Consider the following 18,075-nt stretch of genomic DNA (forward strand, 5'->3'; position numbering starts at 1 on the left):
CGCTGCCCCGCTGCCCCGCTGCCGATACGGCCTATTCGTAATGTTATTACATATCAATCGAAAATCGAGGCGAATCCGCTGATTTTTGCGGTGCTTCGGGATTTGAGCGTCGCCAAGGCCCCTCGGAGAAAATCACACCTCGGAGAAATCTCAACAGATTCCACCCTCGGAGAAATCTCAATTCGTCGCGGAATCCAAGCGATCGACGAGCGCTCGAAGTGCGATCCGTCGGCCATCTTCCAATTTCGACACGCGGATTTCGTCATATTGCGCTGACGTGAGGAAATTATATTCGGAGTCCAGCTTCCGGATATCAGCAACGGAGCCGCGGAATGCGCGAGAAATCTTTGCAGAAGAACGTGCCAGGCTTTGACCCGTCACGCTGCTCAACATGGCTGATGCAGAAACCATGTCCGGAAGCTGGTCAGCCGGCACACGGTCGACAACCAGTTTGCTGATCGACGAAATGGTTTCCTGCTCATCGAAACCTGCCTTGATCAGGATGTTCGCAACCTTCGCCAGCGCGGCTGGATCGTATTTCTCAGCATCGACCGAGAGCTTTGTCACCGGTGCGAATGTGTCCGCAGTGACCTGTGCTGCCCAGGCAGAAGTGGAAACAACGGTCGCCAGCAACGCCCCTCGGAGAAATCTCATTACACCTACCTCGCGCTCTATCGATAGAAATCGGCGACGCATTGGCCGATCGCCTTTGATGATCCGTTCAGCGAAAAATTCGCGGCATCTCCGTTTTTGAATTTTACATGCACGGAGCTATGGGTTTTCAGCTTCTTGATGACGATGTCATAAGTTGCCGCACAAGCCCGGCAGTCTGACTTTATTTGGCCGTCCCACAACGTATAATCCTCGGGCGCCTCACCATCAAACGTTAGCTGGACAGAACTGTCCTTTGAACTGTTGCCGGCAAGCGTGAAGGATATAGCGGTAGCATTTCTGTCAGCCCCCTCATCGCACGTCACGTATATCTGATTGCCGGCGCCACGGGTAACGACGGCCTCCGCGACGCCCATGCCCCATCCGGATTCCCATCGATCATCGTTTCCGAAGGCCGACGCGGCACCGGGAGCTGCGAGAAGTGCGACACCAAGTACACCTCGGAGAAATCTAAACATGTCCACTCCCTGACCCGGAGAATACGGATACCCTGCCCCGGAGAAATATCAATTCGCTTGCAGGCTGCAGTTTCTGTTAAACATTTCTGAGTAGAAATATTCAAGTGCCACAACCACGCGATAAGCCATGACGACATCGATTTCGATCCCAGACTCCGACCTTGAGGGCTTCTCGCAACATGCGCGGGATGAGATAGTGAAACATGGCGAAGCCTATGTGAAAGAACTCATCAAGGAAGCGTACAGACTCGAAGCGAGTAAAAACCTGTCGGGCGGCCCCCCAGAGGTTACACAAAGCATGGTCGTAAGCGCTTCACATTATCAGCAAAACTACCAGCCGGCAGCCAAGAGCAAATTTCAAAAATTTCTGTCGTTTGCCACTTCGTTACTCGGTTTATTGATTGGTGGGATGTGGGACTATGACAAGTTTAGTCAATCAGCCCAATACCTGGTGCTTTTTATTGTCATATTGTGCCTCGGCATCGCGGCTTTAACCGCATCTTTGACCATGGATCGATGAAATGCAGGACGAAAGAGAGAGCGAACAAGCTGTAGCCTTCTGGCACTCGTACTGGGAGGCCCGGAACAAACGCGATAAATCCCGACGGATATCGATCATACTCCGAGTGTACGCCATCTTGGGCATGCTCCTTTTTGTCGTGGGCGTAATGTATTTCGCATTATCCCTCTACCAAATCGAACTGACTCGTGAACAAACCATCGCCGTCATATTGTCCGGTGCAGGACTGCTAATGACCGTCGCAAGCCTCGGTGTCTCAAACCTCTGGCGCTACAGAGCCGACGAATACAACCTCGAAATCCACAATGCGTCTATGCGCGGCCGCTTGCTTGCCAGCTGGGGCGAATTCGAGAAAGTGGTCAGGTCGACAATATCCAATGCAGGCCTCAACGCTAACGGTTTGCGATTGAGACCACTGCTAGTAGAGTTGACGAAACTCGATTTGATCGCTGAAGAAGACCTCCCGCTTCTCAAGCGAGCGTTGGATGTGAGGAATGCGATCGCACATGGCGCGGACTTCTACTCTTCCCAAGAAATCGCCGAACTTACCGAGTACGTTGCTCGGATAACAATGAAATTGGCTCGGGGTACAGATGAGGATGACCGGGGCTATATTGAGTGACCATTCGGGCTCGCGACGAGCGAGCTTTCGAGCGAATACTGTGGTAACCGCCCCGGAGAAATCTCAATAAATTTCACTTCTCAGTTGACTTCCGTTTAAATCGTGCAATATTGCTCATTAAACGTGAAATTCAAAGGAGACGTGAACATGATGAGACGATCGATTTTTTCCGCAGCAACAGCCCTCCTCGCCTCGTTGGGCTCCGCTATCGACTTGGCGCGCAGTATGCCGGTCGTTCCACTGCACAGGACAGCCGATTTCAGCCGCCCGAAAACCCGTCGCACGGGTCGAAAGTATCCGCATTCGTCAAACAGGCAGAATAGCCGCATCGCTCGTCAGCTCGCTGCCGGGCAGCTCAATTTCACATCCTGACTTTCACGTTTTAAGAGGAATTTGAAATGAGCATGCTTCTCTACGCATTTGCAACCAGTGCTCTGATCGCATTCCTCTTCGGCGTGCTCAGTGGTCGCTTCGAGAGGGATTAGTGATGAGCCTGAAACGTGATGTGCGCGACGCGCAATTACTTCTCGAACGCGCATCCGTCTGTTTCGACCGACATCGGGGCGCAGCAGATCGTATCAGCGCCGCCATAAGCAGCACGGTGACTTTGCTTCTCGCCCTGTCCGTTGCGACCGCCGCCTCGATCATGGGGCTGCTATGAGCCCTGAACCCAAAACAGCCGAGGAACTGCTGGCGCGCTACGCCGATGTGCGTCGGCGCATCTACGGCGCACCCAAAGTGGTCAATATCGCGGCCAAGCCGAAAGTATTGGTCGTTGTGGAGCCGCCTCGCAAGATGACCACGAAGGAACGCATCCTCGCGCTGTTCTGCCTTCGCACCGGTCTCTCCGCCGAAATCATCACAAGCGACCGCATGCAAAAGCACGTCGTCCTCGTGCGACAGGCCTGCTGCTATTGGATGGTTCGGCGAACCACGTCGAGCCTCGTTGAGATCGGCGCATTCCTTGGAAACAGGGACCATACCACCATTCGCCATGCCATCCGGAGTTATCCCGTCAAACGCGGGGCATCCGGCCGCAACCTCAGACCGGTTCGGAGCATGCGATGAATTCCCCTCATCACACCAACCCCTCAACAGGAGACAACATGAAGAAGCTTTTCATCGGAGCAGCGCTCGTGCTCGCTTGCATGTTTGCCAGTCCGGCCGCCGCACTTACGCTTTGCACCGGCGCCGCTGACCAGCCCTATGCCGCTGCGGGCGAAATGATCCGCGCCGAAGCGAAAGGAGCAGGCCTGACCGTCGACGTTGTCAAAGACACGGGCGGCACCTGGGGCAATATCCAGCTCAGCCTTCAGGGCAAATGCGATGCCTTCGTCGGGCAGCCCGACGGGCTTGCTTACCTCAAACGCACCGAGCCGGCCAACGCTGCCAAATTCGTGCCCGTCGCCGATTTGCACCGCGAATATCTGCATGCCCTGTGCGGCAGCAATTCCGGCGTCGACGACATCGGCGATCTCGAGAGCGACCCGAAGAAATATTCGATCGCTCTCGGTGAACGTGGGTCGGGCGCTTGGCTTATCTGGCAGAACTTCATCTCGGAAGACGCTGATTATGCTCCGGTCCGTCAGACTGACGAGTCCGGTGACATTGCACTATCCTCGGTGAGCAACGAGCAGACGACCTGCATGCTCGTGCCGGCAGCGCTCGGCAACACACTGGTTCGTTCGGCCGACGAGTTCTACGGCGACGGTCTGGCCCTGGTTGGCGTTAATGATCGCGACTTCGACGACGCTGTCGATCCGCAGGGGAAACCCCTCTACGCCTACGCGGAAATTCCGAGCGGCACCTACAAGAAGAACCTGCAGGGCTGGTTTTCCGACAAGTCCACGCTCACCTGGCTGGCGAAAGTCTACGTGAACAAGGAGGCTGTGCAGGATCAGGCTGAACTGAAGACATTCATCCGCTCGGTCATGAAGGCCCGCGGCGGCATCGTTTCAAACTTCGGGAGCTAATCTTGGTTATCGCCATCCTGAACAATCTTCCCGATCTGATCCTCGGATTCTGCTGGAGCAGCGTCCTCTTCTACGCCGGTCTCCGCTTCGAGCGCTGGAAGGCGAAATGAGCCTCTTTGGTTTCCGGCAGGTCAGAGGTGCCGGTTTCCCAACAGGTTCGCGGAGGGTGAAATGATCCCCGACAAGCAAGTCAAAGCGAAAGAACTCGACGAGGTGCCGCGCGGCTATCGCGGCCTCGGCCCGTGTCTCAACGAGACGCATCGTGCATATCTTTTTCAGTATTACGGACACGAGGTCTGGATCCCGAAGAAGGTGCTCGTGAAGGCTGAGGGCGGATTTTGGGCGCCGGCGTGGGCGATCGATAGCAGCAAGAATTTCAAATCAGGATCGATGGTGGACCATGACAAACAGAGAAGAAATTTCGAAAGACGTTGATGAGCTTTTTGCCGGCTGGTTCAACGGTCATCACCTAGAAGCGGATAAGTCCGACATCATCGAGTTGGTGTTGAAGCACTGCGCACAGGCGCAGGGCGTGGCGGGGTGGCAGCCGATTGAGACGGCGAAAGAGCAATTGAACAACAATGTTCTGCTGTTCAACGGTGCGCGCGTCTTTGAAGGGTATTGGGGACATTCCGAATATAACCGGAAGACGAAACAATGGTCCTTTGCTTGGGTGTCCTCGCCGAGGAGTGGTGATACCAAGCCCACTCACTGGATGCCTCTGCCCGCAGTACCCGTAAAGCGGGAGGGTTGACGGATGCTCGATATCCCGGAAGACGTGATGCAGTCCGCCAATGCAGTTGTCGTAGAGATGCTGAAAGAGCCGATGCTTGCCATGGCTCCTTTTATTGCCCGCGCCATCATGGCGGAACGGACACGACGTGAAGCCGCTTTGTCCGACGCAAAGCCGATATCGTCTATCGTGCCGGATCATTGCTCAGGAACTGCCTTGGTTTTCCAAGGCGGTTGCCTGCACGTTCGAAAAGACGGAAGCGGTCACATTGTCGTTGATGAAGATGACTTTAAGCTTGAGGATGATCGATGCGAGGGCGAACACGGCCCGGAAGGTAGCGTTCACTGGATCGCGCGGTTCCCTGCTGGCGAAATGACCGCGCTGCGAGATTTTCTGAACGGTCAAGATTTCCCTGCTCCTCCCGCGACATCCTCTGCGCCACCACAGTGCTGCATGTGCGGCAAGAAAGGGCTTTCCACGACTGAAGGCGACGGCGGCACCGAATGCGAGCTTTCGGACGGCCGTTGGGTGTGCAGTGCTGAATGTTGGGACCGGGCCGTGGAGCCCGCACCATCCGTGGCCGTGAAGGCTGGCGATGCCGCTGCGAAGCTGCAACGGGCATTGGATGCCGCAAGTCCTAGCCACAAGACGATGTGGGTGTATGTCGATGATCTTCGCGCCGCCCTCTCCGCACAGGTGCAGGACGAAAGCGAGATCATCGATTGCCTCACGTCTGGCAAACCTTTCGTCTTCGATCCTGCAACCAACTTCTGCCACGCGGATGACGGCGGAACACCTGAACACGGCATCAAATACGTTCCCGCCGCACAGGTGCAGGACGTGGCGGGGTGGCAACCAGCCGATGAAGCGCCACGGGGGACGGTGGCATTGATACGCCATCGTTCCGGCCAAATTGATTACGTCTACAAGACCAACAATGGAGAGCCGTTCCCTGAGACATGGCGTTATGCAGGAACCGCCAACCACGGACAGCAAGCGCCATGGCCTGAATACTACTTGCCTATCAGCACTCTCCCCGCAGCACCCGCAAAGCAGGAGGGCTGAAAGATGGGTGATACTCAGAAGCTGATTGATGCCGCTAAAGATCGCGTTGAGACGATGACCCAAGCGGAGCGCGAAGAAATGTATCGCAGGCAACGAAGTAACTTCGTCCGCGCTATGACGACGCCCTGCGAACATGGAGAACTTGATTTCGAACAGTGCTCGATGTGTCGCTCTGGAACACCCGCCCGCATTCTCCACAAGCACACGAATATCAGGAGCGGCGAATGACCTCCGTTCTCCTCTGTATCATCTACGCCGGCATAGCTGACGGCTTCGCCGATAAACACGGCTTCTGGAAGTCACTCGTTTGGCCCTATTTTGCGGGCCTTCTGCTGGCAGACGCAATTGAACGAAAGAAGCTCGATGACCTTTAAGTTGACGCCGGAAGCGCAGGCGCGAGCTGGTGAGGCTTTAGCCGAACGCATCCGCGCCCTGCACTCGGAGGAGCGATAATGACGGCAGCCGAAATCCTAGACGTTTTGATAGCCGGTTGTGATGACAGCATGATCTGGGCCTCTGAGCTTGCCTTATCGACCGGCGCTCGCCGTTGCGACTTCTGGACAATCACCCCTTGGCAGTCGAAAGGCTATCTCGCCACGGCATACGAGATCAAGGTGTCTCGGGCTGACTATCGCCGCGACACTCACGAAAAGCAGCGTGAAGCTCGTCTGTTCAGCGACAGATTCTATTACGTCACCCCGGCCGGGATGTTGAAGCCGCAGGAAATACCGGATTGGGCGGGCCTTATCGAGATCAGCGATGGTAACAGGAAGATTGTCATCCCGGCTCCACTTCGTGACAAGGACGCGCCAAGTTGGGAGCTGATTGTTTCTCTGTTGCGCAACAGTGGGCAGATACGGCGCGATGCGGATCTTATCAGGAAAGAGCGTGATAGCCTTCGGTATCAGGTCCGAAAAGCTGCCGAGAAAATCAGGGAGGAAGGAAAGCTGCCGTGGCAATTTGGCATTCACGGCCATTGATACGATCTAATCCCGTGGCAGCCGGCCCACAATCCAGTTGTTGTTTCCCTTGTTGCCACATTTCATGCATCGCAGCTTCGGCCGCAAACTGGCAAGAAAAATGTTCGTTCCAAAGCGCCTGATCAGTTCCTGGCGATCCAGCCACCCTTCCCGCTCGCAGCGCGAACACCGGCCACCGAACACATACCACTCGGGATACGCGCCGAGCGTTGGATACAGGTCGCGACTCACTGTCCCTTCGTAGATGACCCGAAAGGAATTCGGAACAAGATTGATGCCGCGACGGTGTTTCATGTTCTTATTTTGTTCACGTTGAATGTGACAGTCAAGAGGTGCCTCGGATGACCCCACAGAAACAGTTCTGGTTCGCCGTCGGTCGTAGCCGGAAGACATTCGAAGTCGCGGCACCGAGCGCATATGCCGCCAAGAACGTCATGTCGAAGTTCATCGCCGATCCGAAAAATGGCTTGGGTTGGAATACCCAGTTCGAGAGGCTGCCCGCCTGCCCTGTCAAGAAGCCTCGGAAGATCAGCTCGAACACCTAGAATTTCACTTTTTATGAGAAATTCTATTGACGCACCTTAATTTCACTTTTATCGTGCAATTCAGTTTAGGAGACATTGGAAATGACTGAGATTTTGCTGGATGCCCGCACAGTCAATGTGATCTTGAAGGCGCTGAATGTGCCCGTGCGCAATGCCACTGAGGCTTGCACGATTGTTCGCGTCCTCGCTCGCGACATGGGCTTGGCGCAATCAGAAGACCAGTCGCTAACGGGCGGAGAATATTCACCATTCATGGACCGTGGGGCTCTGATGAAACGGGCTCTTCAGGCGCTGTCCGATCTGGAAGACTGGTGTCATGTGAACGAAACGAACTGGTCGGGTTACGGTGACATGACGGTGCCTGAAGGCGCGGAACGCTGGACCGCCCAGGCAAAATTCGCACAGGAACTGGTAAGGGACAATGTCGATCCCGGTCCCATTCCTGAGCTTTTGAAATATGAAGCGCCGCCCATAGCAACCGATGCAGATGGCCATCTGCTCGAAGCTGCGTTGCAGGCCGGCGCGCAATCGATCAACGACGATGCAACAGTCTACGCCTTCACGCAGGAGCAATTGCTTCGCTTCACCAAGTGTGCGCTCGACCGTGATTTCCTGCCGCTGTGGGACAAACCTGCCGAAGGTGGTGTAGCATGATGACATGGGATGAAATGCTCACACTGGTTGGCGCTTGCACCTACAAGCCAGGGTGGAGCATCGCGTTACACAGGGAACCTGGCTCCGCGCGAGCCTACGTCCAGTTGTCTATTTCCGAAGCGTCCGACGCCAGCCTTGATAGCGTGAAGCGAGATGGAACCCGCACCCCGTGGAAATCTGGCAAGCGCTATCTGTCTCCGCACATGTGCCGCCAGGAGGTTGTCGGCGTCGTGTTCGGCCTCATCAAAGATGCCGAGTTGCACGAAACCCACGAATGGTTCCGGTATCGCGGCGCATCCATCTATAACCCGCACCTTGACCCCGACGCTCTGGTGAACTTGGCGCGCAAGGCGTCCTCCTTCGTCACTCGCGACAACGCGATGACGATGACCGAAGGGGGTGCGTGATGGACGGCGACACAAAGCAGACCTTCATCGTCACGTTGGCTGTGATGATAGTGCTATTGGCCTTTATCCACGGATGCACTGCCGTCGTGACCAATGGCAGCAACAACCGGATCAAGCTGGCCTGCATCGAGCGCGGAAATAGCTGGTCGGAGGGCAACTGCTCATGATGACCGAACCTGACATCGCTCGTAGCGCACGGGACGTCGCTATTCATTCGAAGCGTAGCCCCGCTTACCGGCAGTGGATACACGAAGTTGCCGTCCCAATGCGAGAACAACTTGCACCCGGCAAACCTGTATCGGAGTTCCGTGGCGAGCTTCTCGAGCGCTTCGTTGACGGCAGCATTCGCTGTTTAGTCGAGGAGACCAGTTTGCGGGCAAATCAGCAATCGAGGTACGCGCGATGAGGCTCGTTCTCACATGCTCGGTCCTTGGCGTTGCCGCTTGGTTCTTGCTGCTGTCGACACTGCGCATCCTTTTACTCATGGGGATCCTGTGATGGCGGCCGAGAACCGCCCCAACGTGCTCTGGCCTGTCGGCACAAAGGTCACTTACCTGAACGCCTACGGACTGGAACCGGTCGAAGGCGTCGTTATCAAGCACTACGGCGAAACCAATGTGCTCGTCGAGGATGGTCGCGGTGTCAGGCATTTCGGAGCCACGTGGCGGATCGCCACCGCGCCACCTTCCTCTAAAATGATCGTCGACCTGGATGACCTGATCGACACTCCACCTGTCAAACCAAAGCCGGTCGATCTCGACGATCTGCTCGTGTGAGGAAAATCGCATGACCGATTACCCCGAAAGATGGTCGCAAGTCGAAGTCACGTTCATCGACGGCTCCATCGAAACCTATGAGATCAAAGCCGGCTCCTCATTCGGCAGGCATCTCGCAAAACAGGCCGGTGAGGAGAACGTGCTGACGCTCCTCTGCGGTCCCAAAGTTCACTCATTTCCGCTCGCCAGCGTCCGGTCGTGGACGCTCAGCGAACTCGAAGGGAAACCGGAATGACTGCTTCATCAAATCAGGGCGTCATCAAATCGCTCGCCGTCGGCCGCTCCGACATCTATCGCATGGACCCGCGCGACCTGCATGTGAAGGTCGACTGGAACTGCCGCACCGTGAATTTCAATCCCGATGATCCCGAGGATTTGGCGCTGGCGGAATCCATCTCGCAGGTCGGTGTCAAGCAGGCGCTCACCGTCTACACGGAAGATGGCAAGGCGTTTATTTCCGACGGCCACCGTCGCCACGGCGCGACCATGTACGCGATCGAGCATCTCGCGGCCGAAATCAAGAACGTTCCGGTTCAGACGGAAGATCGCTATTCGAGCGAGGCTGATCGCGTTTTCAGCCAGATCGTTCGCAATTCCGGTAAACCTCTGACGCCCATCGAACAGGCGCGCGTATTCAAGCGTCTCATCGATCTCGGCTGGACGGAGAAAGACATCCAGCAGAAGACCGGCCTTGCACGCCAGTGGATCGTCGAGCTTCTCGAACTGCAGGCCGCTCCGGCCGCCGTCACCAATCTCGTCGCAACAGGACAGGTTGCCGCGACACTCGCTATGGCCACGCTGAAAAAACATGGCGGCGACGGCGCGAAAGCTGCCAACGATCTCGCGCGAGCCGTCGACAAGGCGCAGTCGGAAGGGAAAAAGCGGGCCACCGCAAAACACATGGATGCCGGCGAGAAGCCGAAACCTGCGCATCCCGACTCCATGCGCCTGGACGCCTTGCGCGAACTCGCCGGCTACGTGGAAAACGGCACGGACACTTCCGTTTCGATCTCGCAGGATGATGCGACACGCGAATGGGTCGTGCGCGTTGGTGACAATTTTAGGGCAGGTAGATCGTTGAGAGATGCGATCGACAGCGCAGCGGTAACCCTGATAAAGGATAACGAAGAATGACCACTATCTCCGCAAAAACCATCCTGCGCTCACGCAACGTCTCTGCACCTAACAAGGTGCTTTCGACGCTCCTTCTACGGTATCCGCGATTCATCCATGCCGAGTTTATGACACACCGGACGATGAGTCGTAATGCGGCCAGCAGCCGTGCGATCCCGGTCAAGAAGATGATCGACGACATCCTCGCCGACACCGCCATGCCGATTCATTGGGGAGCAGCGCAGAAGGGGATGCAGGCTGATATCGAGTGCGAGGAATGGGTCGCATGGTCCACTGAATATGGACGCGAGGGATACGGCACGAGAGAATCCGCGTGGCTGAAAGCTCGCGACAACGCCATTCAAATTGCAGAAGGATTCGAACGGGCTGGTTACCATAAGCAGGTGATCAACCGGCTGCTGGAACCCTTCATGCATATCACCGTGCTCGTGTCGGCGACTGAATGGGACAATTTTCTCGAACTGCGCGACCACAAGGATGCCGAGCCGCATATCCAGATGCTCGCTCGCGAAATCCGGAAGTGCCTCGAAGACAAGTCGACGGTGCGAGATTTGAGCCCAGGTGAATGGCACTTGCCGTTTATCAGCGAGGAAGAGACCTGCTCTGTCGCCTTGAACAGTTCCGATCTTCAAAAGCTCTCAGTCGCCCGCTGCGCCAGCACCAGCTACAAAACCACGGACGGCTTCGACATGACGTTCGAACGGGCTGAAGCGATCTACGACAAGCTGCACACCAAACCTTTCCACGCCAGCCCGTTCGAGCATGTCGCGCAGGCTGACGAAAGGCGAGATACCTGGCGTGGCCGAACTTGGGATTTTCCGATCGAACACGGCAACTTCGTCGGCTTCCGCCAGCTTCGCCGTCAACTGGAGTTGCAGGCATGATCGACTTCCATCGCAAGAACCCAAATCTTCACATCATCCTCGATTGCGACGACGTGCTCTTAGACTGGCTCGGCGCGTTCAGACGGTTCGTGTCTGCCATCGAGAACCGCTCCATCGAAGGATTGCCAGACTCGTGGGACATGAGCGGATGGCTCGGCCTGACGCCGGCAGCATCGCGTGAGATGGTCGTAGGGTTCAATCACAACTCCCAGTTTGAATATCTCGAAGCGTGCCCGCACGCCGTAGAGAATGTCTCGGCGCTCAAGGAAATGGGCCATAGGCTCACGGTGTTGACCAGTTGCTCGGACAACCCTCTCATCGTAGCCCGGCGCAAAATCAATCTCGAGCGCGTTTTCGGAGATGTATTCGAACAGGTGATTTGCCTGCCGCTCGGCGAAAGCAAGAAGAAATGGCTCGGGATCCTCGAACGCGGCATCTGGATCGAAGATAACTACGATCACGCGATTTCCGGGCACGACAGCGGGCACAAGTCTTTCATGGTGCGTAGATCGCATAATCGATCCCGCGAAACGCCCGGAGACCCTCTCGTCACTTGGGTCGACGACCTTCGGCCAATAATTTCACTTTTATCTTGACTTTCACTTTAAAGGTGGAATTATGAAGGAAAGCAAGGACACGACTTGGGAATCCGCGTGTCAGGGAAAAGAGAAGTTCACCGGTAGCGTCGTTGCCTCGGTTCGCAAGCGCTATCCGAAGGCTCCGCCCTATAAATGCAAATTCTGCGGCTTCTTTCATCTCGGACGAAGCACCAACAAACGCAAGATGAGGAACAAGTGGAAATGACAGACTTAAACACCCTCGCCGCCGAAATCCACGCCTCCAATGCCCACTGGTGGCGCGACCCGGCAACCGGCGAGCGTCTCGAACGCAACAAGGGTGAAATGCTGATGCTCGTCGTCAGCGAACTTTCCGAAGCCATGGAAGGCGAGCGGAAAGACCTGATGGACGACCACCTGCCTCATCGCAAGATGGCGGAAGTGGAATTGGCTGATGCCAAGATCAGGCTCTTCGATTTCGCGGGCGGTTGCGGTTACAAGCTCGTAAATCCGGATGGGCTCGCAATCGATCTTACCAACAACCGCGCCGAAGCACTGTTTGCTATCACTCGCCTCGTTGCCAGCCTCGGCAATCTGATCGAGTCCAACTGGCAGGTTCGTGCCGGCATCGAAATCACGCGCATTCTTGCAACCATTGATCTCTATGCCGTCAGGTTCGGCTACGATGTTGATGGCGCTGTCACCGAGAAGCGCGCCTATAATGCCGTGCGCGCCGACCATAAAAACGAAGCCCGGCTTGCTGCAAACGGCAAAAAGTGGTGATTTCTATGGCTCTCGTCGAGATCACGAAGACCACCAGCGTCAATCCTCGGTACGTCCAGAGCATCCAGTGCTACTACAGCTCCGGGCACGTTACCGTGCGTATGCGCGATGGTGCCGAGCACAACATCCAGCCGGTCCACAACGAAACCGTATGGGAAACCTACGATCGTGTTCGCGAAGCCCTCGTCGCCGAGGTGCGGTCATGAGCACGAAGGAATCAAATCCGAAAGACAACGTCGGCATCAAAAAGTGGCGCCAATTCACGACGATCCCGCTTACCGTCATGTGCGAACTCGGCGTCGCAATGCTGGAAGGGCACAAGAAGGGATATGGCCGTCACAACTATCGAGTGGCCGGCGTCAAAGCGTCGGTTTATGTCGACGCGGCTGTCGGTCACATCATGCAATGGTGGGAAGGCGAAGACATCGACGCTGATAGCCAGCTATCCCACATCACCAAAGCAATCAGCAGCCTCGTCGTGCTGCGTGACGCGATGATCCAACAGCAATTGAACGACGACCGGCCGCCGAAAGCGAAACTGGACGAAGTTCGCGACGAGCTTCAGCGCGTGGTTGACCAGATGTTTGAGAAGTATCCGGAAGGCGTCGAGCCATACACCGAAAGCGGAAAGAACCGTCTGAGACCGTCACACCTGACCGGTGCAACTTCGTTCATTGCGGGTGGACTGGTAGACAAACCGGTTCGTTCTTGATGCATCATTATTTCACGTTTAGCGTGAATTTCAATTATTAGGAGAAACAATGTCTATCGGACACAACAGCGGCGACACGGTTGAGACGGTCGCCTCCGCAGAATTGCGTCAGATCATTGAACGTGTCGAGCGGCTTGAGGAAGAAAAAGCGGCAATCCAGGGCGACATCAAGGACGTGATGAGCGAGGCCAAGGGGCGCGGTTACGACACCAAGGCTATCCGCACCATCATCCGCCTTCGGAAGAAAGACGCGAACGAACGCCTCGAAGAAGAGACGATCTTGCAGACGTACATGGCCGCACTCGGCATGACGATGCTCGACCCCTGACCCCTGTTCCCAACAACGGAGATTGCAAATGAAACTCGGCGAGCTGCGCGGCGCAATCCGCAAAACGAAGGGTAGCCCCTTCACCATCGGAACCATTGGCGGCGAGGCCATCACGCTTGTGCTGCAAAAGACCCCTCTCCTCGAAGAACTGGACCGCGTGTTTCCGGGCGGCAAGGCTGCCGAAACCGGCCTGACGTTCGACGCGGCCACCGGCAAACTCGACGGCTTCGACACCGCCGCTCTGGCGTCCGCCACGGCAGTTGTCATCGACGACGAAATCGATCTCGACGATATTCAGGTTGATGAGCTTCGGGTCGTAACATCGACCATCGACCCTGACGACGACCTGCTGGTGTGAACCATGGCCGCCAGCGACAACTACATCCAAGTTGCTTTTCTGCGCGGCCAACTGGACGCCGCCTATGAGTCGATTGCCACCCTGTGGGCGATTTCTCAGGACACATCGCAAACCGACACCCAACATGCCGCCGACCTCGATCAGGCAATCTTCGAAGCAGTCAAGCTGCTTCCGCCGAGCCATCGAACGCGTGACATGCCTGTCTTCACCACGCCTGCCGATCCCTCTGATGACGAGTTGCTCGTATGATCGAAGATATGTCTCTCGAAGAACTGATCGATCTCGCCATGTCCAACGGCGAATGGCACTCGATCCGCATTTTCAACGGCAAAATGAGCGGCGGCGGCAACATGGTGAGCATGGGTCGAGATCACAGCAGCTTCGTTGTCGACGCTCTCGTGCCCGAGGCATTGCCTTCACAAAAGCTGCGCCAGGTCTTGCTTCAGGTTCTGCGGACCAAAATGCCTGCTGACACATCCGACGACCTTCTGGTCTGAAAGTATTCCTATGACGAACATCACGCTGCATCCCGGCGACAACCGCGCCTCGCTACGACGCCTGATTGCACAGGGCGTGCGCGTCCATTCAGTCGTGACGGACCCGCCGTATGGATTGGTTTCGATCCAGAAGCGTTTCGGCAAAGAAGGGTCAGCCCCTGCCCGCCGTGAGAAGAACGATGGCAGCTTCGCGCGGCTGTCTGGCGGCTTCATGGGGCGCGCGTGGGATGGCACCGGCATCGAGCGTGATCCTGAGTTCTGGAAGCTGATCTACGACATCCTGTTACCGGGCGGTTACGTTTTCGCTTTCAGCGGCAGCCGCACCGGGCACTGGCAAGCCTGCGCCATGGAAATGGCCGGCTTCGTCATGCACCCGATGCACGGATGGTGTTTTGGGTCGGGATTCCCGAAAGCACATGCAGCCGACAAGGCGATCGACAAGCACTTAGGCGTAGAAGGGCATTTCCACGCCGCTGGCAATCCGGTCAAACGTATGATCCCCGGCGCTAACCAGAACCGGGACGGAAGCTGGATCAAGGACAACGGTCGAGAATACCAGCCCGGCACCTACGTTCCCGGCTCGGACGAAGCGGCAGCGTGGGAAGGATGGGCTTACGGCACGCAGGCGCAGAAGCCTGCACTCGAACCCATTTACCTCGGCCAGAAACCATTCAGTGAAAAGAACGGCGCCGCCAATCTCCTTAAACACGGCGTCGGCGCGGTCAACATCGACGGTTGCCGCGTCGCCTTTGCAGGCGACGCTGACGAACGGGAATCGAAAGAAAAGAACCAGCATGCCGATTTCGGCAGCGGGGCTATGACCAATCTCGTTTACGGCAAGTTCGATAAAGATCGCGAAAACTACGATCCTACCGGCAGACATCCATCCAATCTTATTCTCGACGGCTCTCCGGATGTGATTGAAATGTTCCCTGGCGACGGTGCGACATCCGCTGCTCGTTTCTTCCACCGCTTTGCGTTATGCGATGAGGATTACGAGTTTGCAAAGCTCGCCGGCTTCATTGGCGATGACCGTGGCGAGGCCCTCGTCTATAACGGCAAGGCAGGAAAATTCGACCGAGCCCACCATCTTCTGCCGGTCGACGAACATGGGAAGCCAGTTGGTGCTCACCCTACCGTCAAACCCATCGCGTTGATGCAGAACCTGATCCGGCACATCACCCCACCGGGTGGCATCGTGCTTGATCCATTTGCCGGCTCCGGAACGACAGCCGAGGCAGCGCGCCGCGAGGGCTTTGACTGTATCCTCATGGAAGCCGAAACTGAATACGTCGAATTTTTAGGACGCAGGTTTCCGGAAGTTAACGACCACAACCAAAAAATGTTGCTTGCAGATGAAGAACTTGCTGAAAATTCGTTCACGGTATGTTCACATTCGAATATAAAAGGATTAAATTCCTACATGCAAGATTTGATCGGTGAAACCGTCGACCTGAGCGACCTAATGTGAGAGTGGAACAATGAATGTAATGAGTTTTGAGCAGCTTCCTTTCGTCGCCTCAGAAGCAGGACGGCTGCAACCCTGGACGCCGGTTCGCACCAATGATTATCAGGCCGATTGTGACACCGGTCGTTTATATTTCTCGCAGCTCCACTCCCTGATGATGACAACCGAAAATCCCCTCCACCTGTCGCGCGTGTTACAAGCGCAGGTGGAGGCGGGCAAATGGGAAGGCGTGGAAATCGGATTCGCTCAGGCGATGACCGAGGCGCTGCGCTGAACGTCAAGGATTTTCCAGTTTTCCGATATGGTTCTCAATTACTCTCACTGCAGGTCGTAACCATGAACCCTCGGGAGTTCGTGAAATTTCGGCAGCATGGATCGCTGCCTGGTGAAGCACGACGGCAACGATTGCCGTGCCAGTCACACCGATCGCAATCTGCGCCGGCTTTTTGACCAGCTCATTGAAACAAACGGTGATGATATTCAGAACTGTTCTCCCAAGGCTCAGACGTGACCGCGGTGAATCGGTTTTTGCATTCCACTCTGCAACTTGGCGAAGGGCTTCAGGCACCTTTGAGTCCACTTCTTGACGCCGTTCCAGTTCGGCTGCGAGAACCCTAGCAATCTTCGTGTAGTTCTCGCCATCCTGTGGTTCAAAGCTGGCCTCGGCCGCATTGTCAGAGAATTCTTGCCATTCCTCGAACTGAGAGGCGAAATCCATCACGCCCTTACTGAAGCTCAATAGAAGGGCCAACAGGCTCTCCGAAAGTTCCTCAGATGCTGCTCGGATTTGCCCATCTAGCGTAGAACAAAGCATTCCGATCTCAACTACACTTGACCCGTCGCTAAGAGCGGTCCGTAGGCGGTTAAATGCACGGAAGAGCCGAGGATGGTTCGAGCCCTCAAGATCATCAGCGAGATCTTCGGCTTGGGCGTTCAAGGCTCGTGCTGCCGCTGCGACGATACGCTCTGAGCCCGTCTTTGGATGTGTCGCCTGAGACTGTACTGTCAATCGATCGCCAGAAATAGCGAATTGAAATGGAGCCAGTGCCTGTTCGCGATGCGTAACGATAGGATCGTCAACGCCGACGGTCCCTGATATTTCCGAAAGTAAGTCGTGGGCAACTTCAGACGCCGCCTCAAATGTCTGTCGCAGCCGAGTGGCTGATTCTGAGGCCAGAAGATCGGAGTGTTCGTACATCAGGTCGTCTAAGGCGTGAGTGAGGTTCTCGACAGCCATATTTAAAGTTGCTTCTCCTGCCAATCGCAGTTGGTCGACGAGGTCGCTCACACGCTCAGCGAGGTAGCCTAGCCCCTCAATTTGCGGAATTCTCGGTTGATCAAGCACAAGTTCTCGGAATTCTTTCTCGCCTAATCTTATTCGCCGGTGTATCTGATTAACCGCCTCTTGAACGGGCGCAGGCTGCACAGACGTTAACCGCAAAGATGCTTTCGATGCGGTTCCACTTGATGTCAGCTGCCGCTCAAATTCGAGATGGTCTGATAGGATTCGCAAACCTCTAACCACGTCGGTAAGGCGCGTCGCAACCGACATACCGTGGATTTCCGTTGCATCGAGTGGGTCGTAGTAGTCTGACTCGTATATGCTATCCAGCTCAAACAGAACAAAATCCAGAGTTTCCTCCAGTGCCCCGCCATCGCCGAGTTGGTCCACCAGCCTGTCTAAAATGGCGCCAACCTCAATTAGAGCAGTTGATTTGTGGGCCTGCAGGAATGCTGAAATCTCTATTAGTGTGGTTCTACAAGCGCTGAACACTTTTCCAGCGTCGGTTTGTAACGCTACCATTTCGCCCCCGACTTTGATTTCGAAGAGATAAACCAAAGCGCGAACATTACAAGCTTGACCTTATGCGTTCCGGATAACTTCCAGAACGGAAAGCATCATCTGCTTCGTGTCGAGATTATAGGCCTGGGCCTGTATCTCTCGAAAT

Annotated in this window: 33 protein-coding genes; 29 read left to right on the plus strand and 4 right to left on the minus strand. The window is 55.8% G+C overall.

All coding sequences use genetic code 11. The features are described 5' to 3' along the window. Positions 1–177: 177 nt before the first annotated feature. The gene (locus tag L904_RS07870; protein ID WP_035263695.1) at positions 178–633 is read right to left on the minus strand and encodes a hypothetical protein; all 456 of its coding nucleotides are present in this window, start codon (positions 631–633) and stop codon (positions 178–180) included. A 38-nt stretch (positions 634–671) separates the two neighbouring features. Next, positions 672–1,130, minus strand: coding sequence for a hypothetical protein (locus L904_RS07875; protein ID WP_155272885.1), 459 nt, complete (start codon positions 1,128–1,130; stop codon positions 672–674). Between the two features lie 127 nt (positions 1,131–1,257). On the opposite strand from L904_RS07875, the gene L904_RS07880 reads away from it, so the two are divergent. The 11 genes from L904_RS07880 (at position 1,258) to L904_RS07930 (ending at position 7,023) form a co-directional block, all read left to right on the plus strand. Further along, positions 1,258–1,650: a hypothetical protein gene (locus L904_RS07880; RefSeq protein ID WP_035263699.1), complete on the plus strand. Its 393-nt coding sequence runs from the start codon at positions 1,258–1,260 to the stop codon at positions 1,648–1,650. A gap of 1 nt (position 1,651) precedes the next feature. Further along, positions 1,652–2,272 (plus strand): hypothetical protein, encoded by a 621-nt coding sequence (locus tag L904_RS07885; protein ID WP_035263701.1) that lies wholly within the window; start codon positions 1,652–1,654, stop codon positions 2,270–2,272. A 487-nt stretch (positions 2,273–2,759) separates the two neighbouring features. Beyond that, a complete protein-coding gene (locus L904_RS27645) occupies positions 2,760–2,933 on the plus strand; it encodes a hypothetical protein (protein WP_155272886.1) in 174 nt (57 codons plus the stop codon). Continuing rightward, positions 2,930–3,340: a helix-turn-helix domain-containing protein gene (locus L904_RS07895; RefSeq protein WP_035263706.1), complete on the plus strand. Its 411-nt coding sequence runs from the start codon at positions 2,930–2,932 to the stop codon at positions 3,338–3,340. Before L904_RS27645 ends, L904_RS07895 begins: the two co-directional genes overlap by 4 nt. 38 nt (positions 3,341–3,378) lie before the next feature. Beyond that, positions 3,379–4,245, plus strand: coding sequence for a TAXI family TRAP transporter solute-binding subunit (locus L904_RS07900; protein ID WP_035263708.1), 867 nt, complete (start codon positions 3,379–3,381; stop codon positions 4,243–4,245). Between the two features lie 171 nt (positions 4,246–4,416). Then, the gene (locus L904_RS07905) at positions 4,417–4,680 is read left to right on the plus strand and encodes a hypothetical protein (RefSeq protein WP_035263710.1); all 264 of its coding nucleotides are present in this window, start codon (positions 4,417–4,419) and stop codon (positions 4,678–4,680) included. Continuing rightward, positions 4,646–4,999: a hypothetical protein gene (locus L904_RS07910; RefSeq protein ID WP_035263712.1), complete on the plus strand. Its 354-nt coding sequence runs from the start codon at positions 4,646–4,648 to the stop codon at positions 4,997–4,999. The genes L904_RS07905 and L904_RS07910 overlap by 35 nt, the downstream gene beginning before the upstream one ends. A 3-nt stretch (positions 5,000–5,002) precedes the next feature. Then, a complete protein-coding gene (locus L904_RS27650) occupies positions 5,003–6,043 on the plus strand; it encodes a hypothetical protein (protein WP_155272887.1) in 1,041 nt (346 codons plus the stop codon). A 3-nt stretch (positions 6,044–6,046) separates the two neighbouring features. Continuing rightward, complete coding sequence (locus L904_RS07925; protein WP_035263718.1) at positions 6,047–6,271, plus strand: hypothetical protein; 225 nt, start codon at positions 6,047–6,049, stop codon at positions 6,269–6,271. Beyond that, entirely contained in the window at positions 6,268–6,417 is a 150-nt protein-coding gene (locus tag L904_RS27655) for a hypothetical protein (RefSeq protein WP_155272888.1), read from the plus strand. Before L904_RS07925 ends, L904_RS27655 begins: the two co-directional genes overlap by 4 nt. Positions 6,418–6,495: 78 nt before the next feature. Further along, on the plus strand, positions 6,496–7,023 hold the full coding sequence (locus L904_RS07930) for an MmcB family DNA repair protein (protein WP_035263720.1): 528 nt from the start codon (positions 6,496–6,498) through the stop codon (positions 7,021–7,023). 6 nt (positions 7,024–7,029) lie between these two features. Here L904_RS07930 and L904_RS07935 read toward each other — a convergent pair whose 3' ends face one another. Further along, positions 7,030–7,317 carry a hypothetical protein gene (locus L904_RS07935; RefSeq protein WP_035263722.1) on the minus strand — a complete coding sequence of 96 codons (288 nt, stop codon included), beginning with the start codon at positions 7,315–7,317 and terminating at the stop codon, positions 7,030–7,032. 47 nt (positions 7,318–7,364) lie between these two features. On the opposite strand from L904_RS07935, the gene L904_RS07940 reads away from it, so the two are divergent. From L904_RS07940 to L904_RS08030, 18 genes are all read left to right on the plus strand, one after another. Continuing rightward, positions 7,365–7,568: a hypothetical protein gene (locus L904_RS07940; protein ID WP_035263724.1), complete on the plus strand. Its 204-nt coding sequence runs from the start codon at positions 7,365–7,367 to the stop codon at positions 7,566–7,568. 81 nt (positions 7,569–7,649) lie between these two features. Next, the gene (locus tag L904_RS07945; protein WP_035263726.1) at positions 7,650–8,222 is read left to right on the plus strand and encodes a hypothetical protein; all 573 of its coding nucleotides are present in this window, start codon (positions 7,650–7,652) and stop codon (positions 8,220–8,222) included. Then, positions 8,219–8,629 carry a hypothetical protein gene (locus L904_RS07950; RefSeq protein ID WP_051671905.1) on the plus strand — a complete coding sequence of 137 codons (411 nt, stop codon included), beginning with the start codon at positions 8,219–8,221 and terminating at the stop codon, positions 8,627–8,629. The genes L904_RS07945 and L904_RS07950 overlap by 4 nt, the downstream gene beginning before the upstream one ends. Then, a complete protein-coding gene (locus L904_RS27660; protein ID WP_155272889.1) occupies positions 8,629–8,796 on the plus strand; it encodes a hypothetical protein in 168 nt (55 codons plus the stop codon). Before L904_RS07950 ends, L904_RS27660 begins: the two co-directional genes overlap by 1 nt. A 330-nt stretch (positions 8,797–9,126) precedes the next feature. Then, complete coding sequence (locus tag L904_RS07960; protein WP_035263730.1) at positions 9,127–9,405, plus strand: hypothetical protein; 279 nt, start codon at positions 9,127–9,129, stop codon at positions 9,403–9,405. A 10-nt stretch (positions 9,406–9,415) separates the two neighbouring features. Continuing rightward, on the plus strand, positions 9,416–9,640 hold the full coding sequence (locus L904_RS07965; RefSeq protein ID WP_035263732.1) for a hypothetical protein: 225 nt from the start codon (positions 9,416–9,418) through the stop codon (positions 9,638–9,640). Continuing rightward, positions 9,637–10,539 (plus strand): ParB N-terminal domain-containing protein, encoded by a 903-nt coding sequence (locus L904_RS07970; RefSeq protein WP_051671906.1) that lies wholly within the window; start codon positions 9,637–9,639, stop codon positions 10,537–10,539. Before L904_RS07965 ends, L904_RS07970 begins: the two co-directional genes overlap by 4 nt. Further along, a complete protein-coding gene (locus L904_RS07975) occupies positions 10,536–11,423 on the plus strand; it encodes an FAD-dependent thymidylate synthase (protein ID WP_051671907.1) in 888 nt (295 codons plus the stop codon). The genes L904_RS07970 and L904_RS07975 overlap by 4 nt, the downstream gene beginning before the upstream one ends. Continuing rightward, complete coding sequence (locus L904_RS07980; RefSeq protein ID WP_035263735.1) at positions 11,420–12,019, plus strand: hypothetical protein; 600 nt, start codon at positions 11,420–11,422, stop codon at positions 12,017–12,019. Before L904_RS07975 ends, L904_RS07980 begins: the two co-directional genes overlap by 4 nt. 204 nt (positions 12,020–12,223) lie before the next feature. Further along, positions 12,224–12,763 carry a hypothetical protein gene (locus L904_RS27665; RefSeq protein WP_155272890.1) on the plus strand — a complete coding sequence of 180 codons (540 nt, stop codon included), beginning with the start codon at positions 12,224–12,226 and terminating at the stop codon, positions 12,761–12,763. A gap of 5 nt (positions 12,764–12,768) precedes the next feature. Next, complete coding sequence (locus L904_RS07995; RefSeq protein WP_155272891.1) at positions 12,769–12,969, plus strand: hypothetical protein; 201 nt, start codon at positions 12,769–12,771, stop codon at positions 12,967–12,969. Continuing rightward, the gene (locus L904_RS08000) at positions 12,966–13,475 is read left to right on the plus strand and encodes a dATP/dGTP diphosphohydrolase domain-containing protein (RefSeq protein WP_080707345.1); all 510 of its coding nucleotides are present in this window, start codon (positions 12,966–12,968) and stop codon (positions 13,473–13,475) included. The genes L904_RS07995 and L904_RS08000 overlap by 4 nt, the downstream gene beginning before the upstream one ends. 49 nt (positions 13,476–13,524) lie before the next feature. Beyond that, positions 13,525–13,803: a DUF2312 domain-containing protein gene (locus tag L904_RS08005; RefSeq protein ID WP_035263740.1), complete on the plus strand. Its 279-nt coding sequence runs from the start codon at positions 13,525–13,527 to the stop codon at positions 13,801–13,803. Positions 13,804–13,831: 28 nt separating this feature from the next. Next, a complete protein-coding gene (locus L904_RS08010) occupies positions 13,832–14,161 on the plus strand; it encodes a hypothetical protein (RefSeq protein ID WP_035263742.1) in 330 nt (109 codons plus the stop codon). Between the two features lie 3 nt (positions 14,162–14,164). Next, positions 14,165–14,410, plus strand: coding sequence for a hypothetical protein (locus tag L904_RS08015; RefSeq protein ID WP_035263744.1), 246 nt, complete (start codon positions 14,165–14,167; stop codon positions 14,408–14,410). Beyond that, on the plus strand, positions 14,407–14,658 hold the full coding sequence (locus L904_RS08020) for a hypothetical protein (RefSeq protein WP_035263746.1): 252 nt from the start codon (positions 14,407–14,409) through the stop codon (positions 14,656–14,658). The genes L904_RS08015 and L904_RS08020 overlap by 4 nt, the downstream gene beginning before the upstream one ends. A 10-nt stretch (positions 14,659–14,668) precedes the next feature. After that, positions 14,669–16,129 carry a site-specific DNA-methyltransferase gene (locus L904_RS08025; RefSeq protein WP_051671908.1) on the plus strand — a complete coding sequence of 487 codons (1,461 nt, stop codon included), beginning with the start codon at positions 14,669–14,671 and terminating at the stop codon, positions 16,127–16,129. Between the two features lie 19 nt (positions 16,130–16,148). Continuing rightward, positions 16,149–16,400: a hypothetical protein gene (locus tag L904_RS08030; protein WP_035263748.1), complete on the plus strand. Its 252-nt coding sequence runs from the start codon at positions 16,149–16,151 to the stop codon at positions 16,398–16,400. 3 nt (positions 16,401–16,403) lie between these two features. Here L904_RS08030 and L904_RS08035 read toward each other — a convergent pair whose 3' ends face one another. Then, positions 16,404–17,930, minus strand: coding sequence for a hypothetical protein (locus L904_RS08035; protein WP_155272892.1), 1,527 nt, complete (start codon positions 17,928–17,930; stop codon positions 16,404–16,406). Between the last annotated feature and the right edge of the window lie 145 nt (positions 17,931–18,075).

Origin of the sequence: Agrobacterium sp. LY4, assembly GCF_001526585.1 — a bacterium.
GTDB classification, from domain to species: domain Bacteria; phylum Pseudomonadota; class Alphaproteobacteria; order Rhizobiales; family Rhizobiaceae; genus Agrobacterium; species Agrobacterium leguminum.

Coding starts and splice junctions, on each gene's coding strand:
- L904_RS08030 (WP_035263748.1), top strand. CDS start 16,149: ATGAGTTTTGAGCAGCTTCCTTTCGTCGCCTCAGAAGCAGGACGGCTG.
- L904_RS07930 (WP_035263720.1), top strand. CDS start 6,496: ATGACGGCAGCCGAAATCCTAGACGTTTTGATAGCCGGTTGTGATGAC.
- L904_RS07940 (WP_035263724.1), top strand. CDS start 7,365: ATGACCCCACAGAAACAGTTCTGGTTCGCCGTCGGTCGTAGCCGGAAG.
- L904_RS07975 (WP_051671907.1), top strand. CDS start 10,536: ATGACCACTATCTCCGCAAAAACCATCCTGCGCTCACGCAACGTCTCT.
- L904_RS08015 (WP_035263744.1), top strand. CDS start 14,165: ATGGCCGCCAGCGACAACTACATCCAAGTTGCTTTTCTGCGCGGCCAA.
- L904_RS07950 (WP_051671905.1), top strand. CDS start 8,219: ATGATGACATGGGATGAAATGCTCACACTGGTTGGCGCTTGCACCTAC.
- L904_RS07885 (WP_035263701.1), top strand. CDS start 1,652: ATGCAGGACGAAAGAGAGAGCGAACAAGCTGTAGCCTTCTGGCACTCG.
- L904_RS07900 (WP_035263708.1), top strand. CDS start 3,379: ATGAAGAAGCTTTTCATCGGAGCAGCGCTCGTGCTCGCTTGCATGTTT.
- L904_RS27655 (WP_155272888.1), top strand. CDS start 6,268: ATGACCTCCGTTCTCCTCTGTATCATCTACGCCGGCATAGCTGACGGC.
- L904_RS08025 (WP_051671908.1), top strand. CDS start 14,669: ATGACGAACATCACGCTGCATCCCGGCGACAACCGCGCCTCGCTACGA.
- L904_RS08000 (WP_080707345.1), top strand. CDS start 12,966: ATGAGCACGAAGGAATCAAATCCGAAAGACAACGTCGGCATCAAAAAG.
- L904_RS07995 (WP_155272891.1), top strand. CDS start 12,769: ATGGCTCTCGTCGAGATCACGAAGACCACCAGCGTCAATCCTCGGTAC.
- L904_RS08020 (WP_035263746.1), top strand. CDS start 14,407: ATGATCGAAGATATGTCTCTCGAAGAACTGATCGATCTCGCCATGTCC.
- L904_RS07925 (WP_035263718.1), top strand. CDS start 6,047: ATGGGTGATACTCAGAAGCTGATTGATGCCGCTAAAGATCGCGTTGAG.
- L904_RS07880 (WP_035263699.1), top strand. CDS start 1,258: ATGACGACATCGATTTCGATCCCAGACTCCGACCTTGAGGGCTTCTCG.
- L904_RS07960 (WP_035263730.1), top strand. CDS start 9,127: ATGGCGGCCGAGAACCGCCCCAACGTGCTCTGGCCTGTCGGCACAAAG.
- L904_RS07935 (WP_035263722.1), bottom strand. CDS start 7,317: ATGAAACACCGTCGCGGCATCAATCTTGTTCCGAATTCCTTTCGGGTC.
- L904_RS27650 (WP_155272887.1), top strand. CDS start 5,003: ATGCTCGATATCCCGGAAGACGTGATGCAGTCCGCCAATGCAGTTGTC.
- L904_RS07980 (WP_035263735.1), top strand. CDS start 11,420: ATGATCGACTTCCATCGCAAGAACCCAAATCTTCACATCATCCTCGAT.
- L904_RS07895 (WP_035263706.1), top strand. CDS start 2,930: ATGAGCCCTGAACCCAAAACAGCCGAGGAACTGCTGGCGCGCTACGCC.
- L904_RS27660 (WP_155272889.1), top strand. CDS start 8,629: ATGGACGGCGACACAAAGCAGACCTTCATCGTCACGTTGGCTGTGATG.
- L904_RS07970 (WP_051671906.1), top strand. CDS start 9,637: ATGACTGCTTCATCAAATCAGGGCGTCATCAAATCGCTCGCCGTCGGC.
- L904_RS08010 (WP_035263742.1), top strand. CDS start 13,832: ATGAAACTCGGCGAGCTGCGCGGCGCAATCCGCAAAACGAAGGGTAGC.
- L904_RS08035 (WP_155272892.1), bottom strand. CDS start 17,930: ATGGTAGCGTTACAAACCGACGCTGGAAAAGTGTTCAGCGCTTGTAGA.
- L904_RS07945 (WP_035263726.1), top strand. CDS start 7,650: ATGACTGAGATTTTGCTGGATGCCCGCACAGTCAATGTGATCTTGAAG.
- L904_RS07910 (WP_035263712.1), top strand. CDS start 4,646: ATGACAAACAGAGAAGAAATTTCGAAAGACGTTGATGAGCTTTTTGCC.
- L904_RS07875 (WP_155272885.1), bottom strand. CDS start 1,130: ATGTTTAGATTTCTCCGAGGTGTACTTGGTGTCGCACTTCTCGCAGCT.
- L904_RS07965 (WP_035263732.1), top strand. CDS start 9,416: ATGACCGATTACCCCGAAAGATGGTCGCAAGTCGAAGTCACGTTCATC.
- L904_RS08005 (WP_035263740.1), top strand. CDS start 13,525: ATGTCTATCGGACACAACAGCGGCGACACGGTTGAGACGGTCGCCTCC.
- L904_RS27665 (WP_155272890.1), top strand. CDS start 12,224: ATGACAGACTTAAACACCCTCGCCGCCGAAATCCACGCCTCCAATGCC.
- L904_RS27645 (WP_155272886.1), top strand. CDS start 2,760: ATGAGCCTGAAACGTGATGTGCGCGACGCGCAATTACTTCTCGAACGC.
- L904_RS07905 (WP_035263710.1), top strand. CDS start 4,417: ATGATCCCCGACAAGCAAGTCAAAGCGAAAGAACTCGACGAGGTGCCG.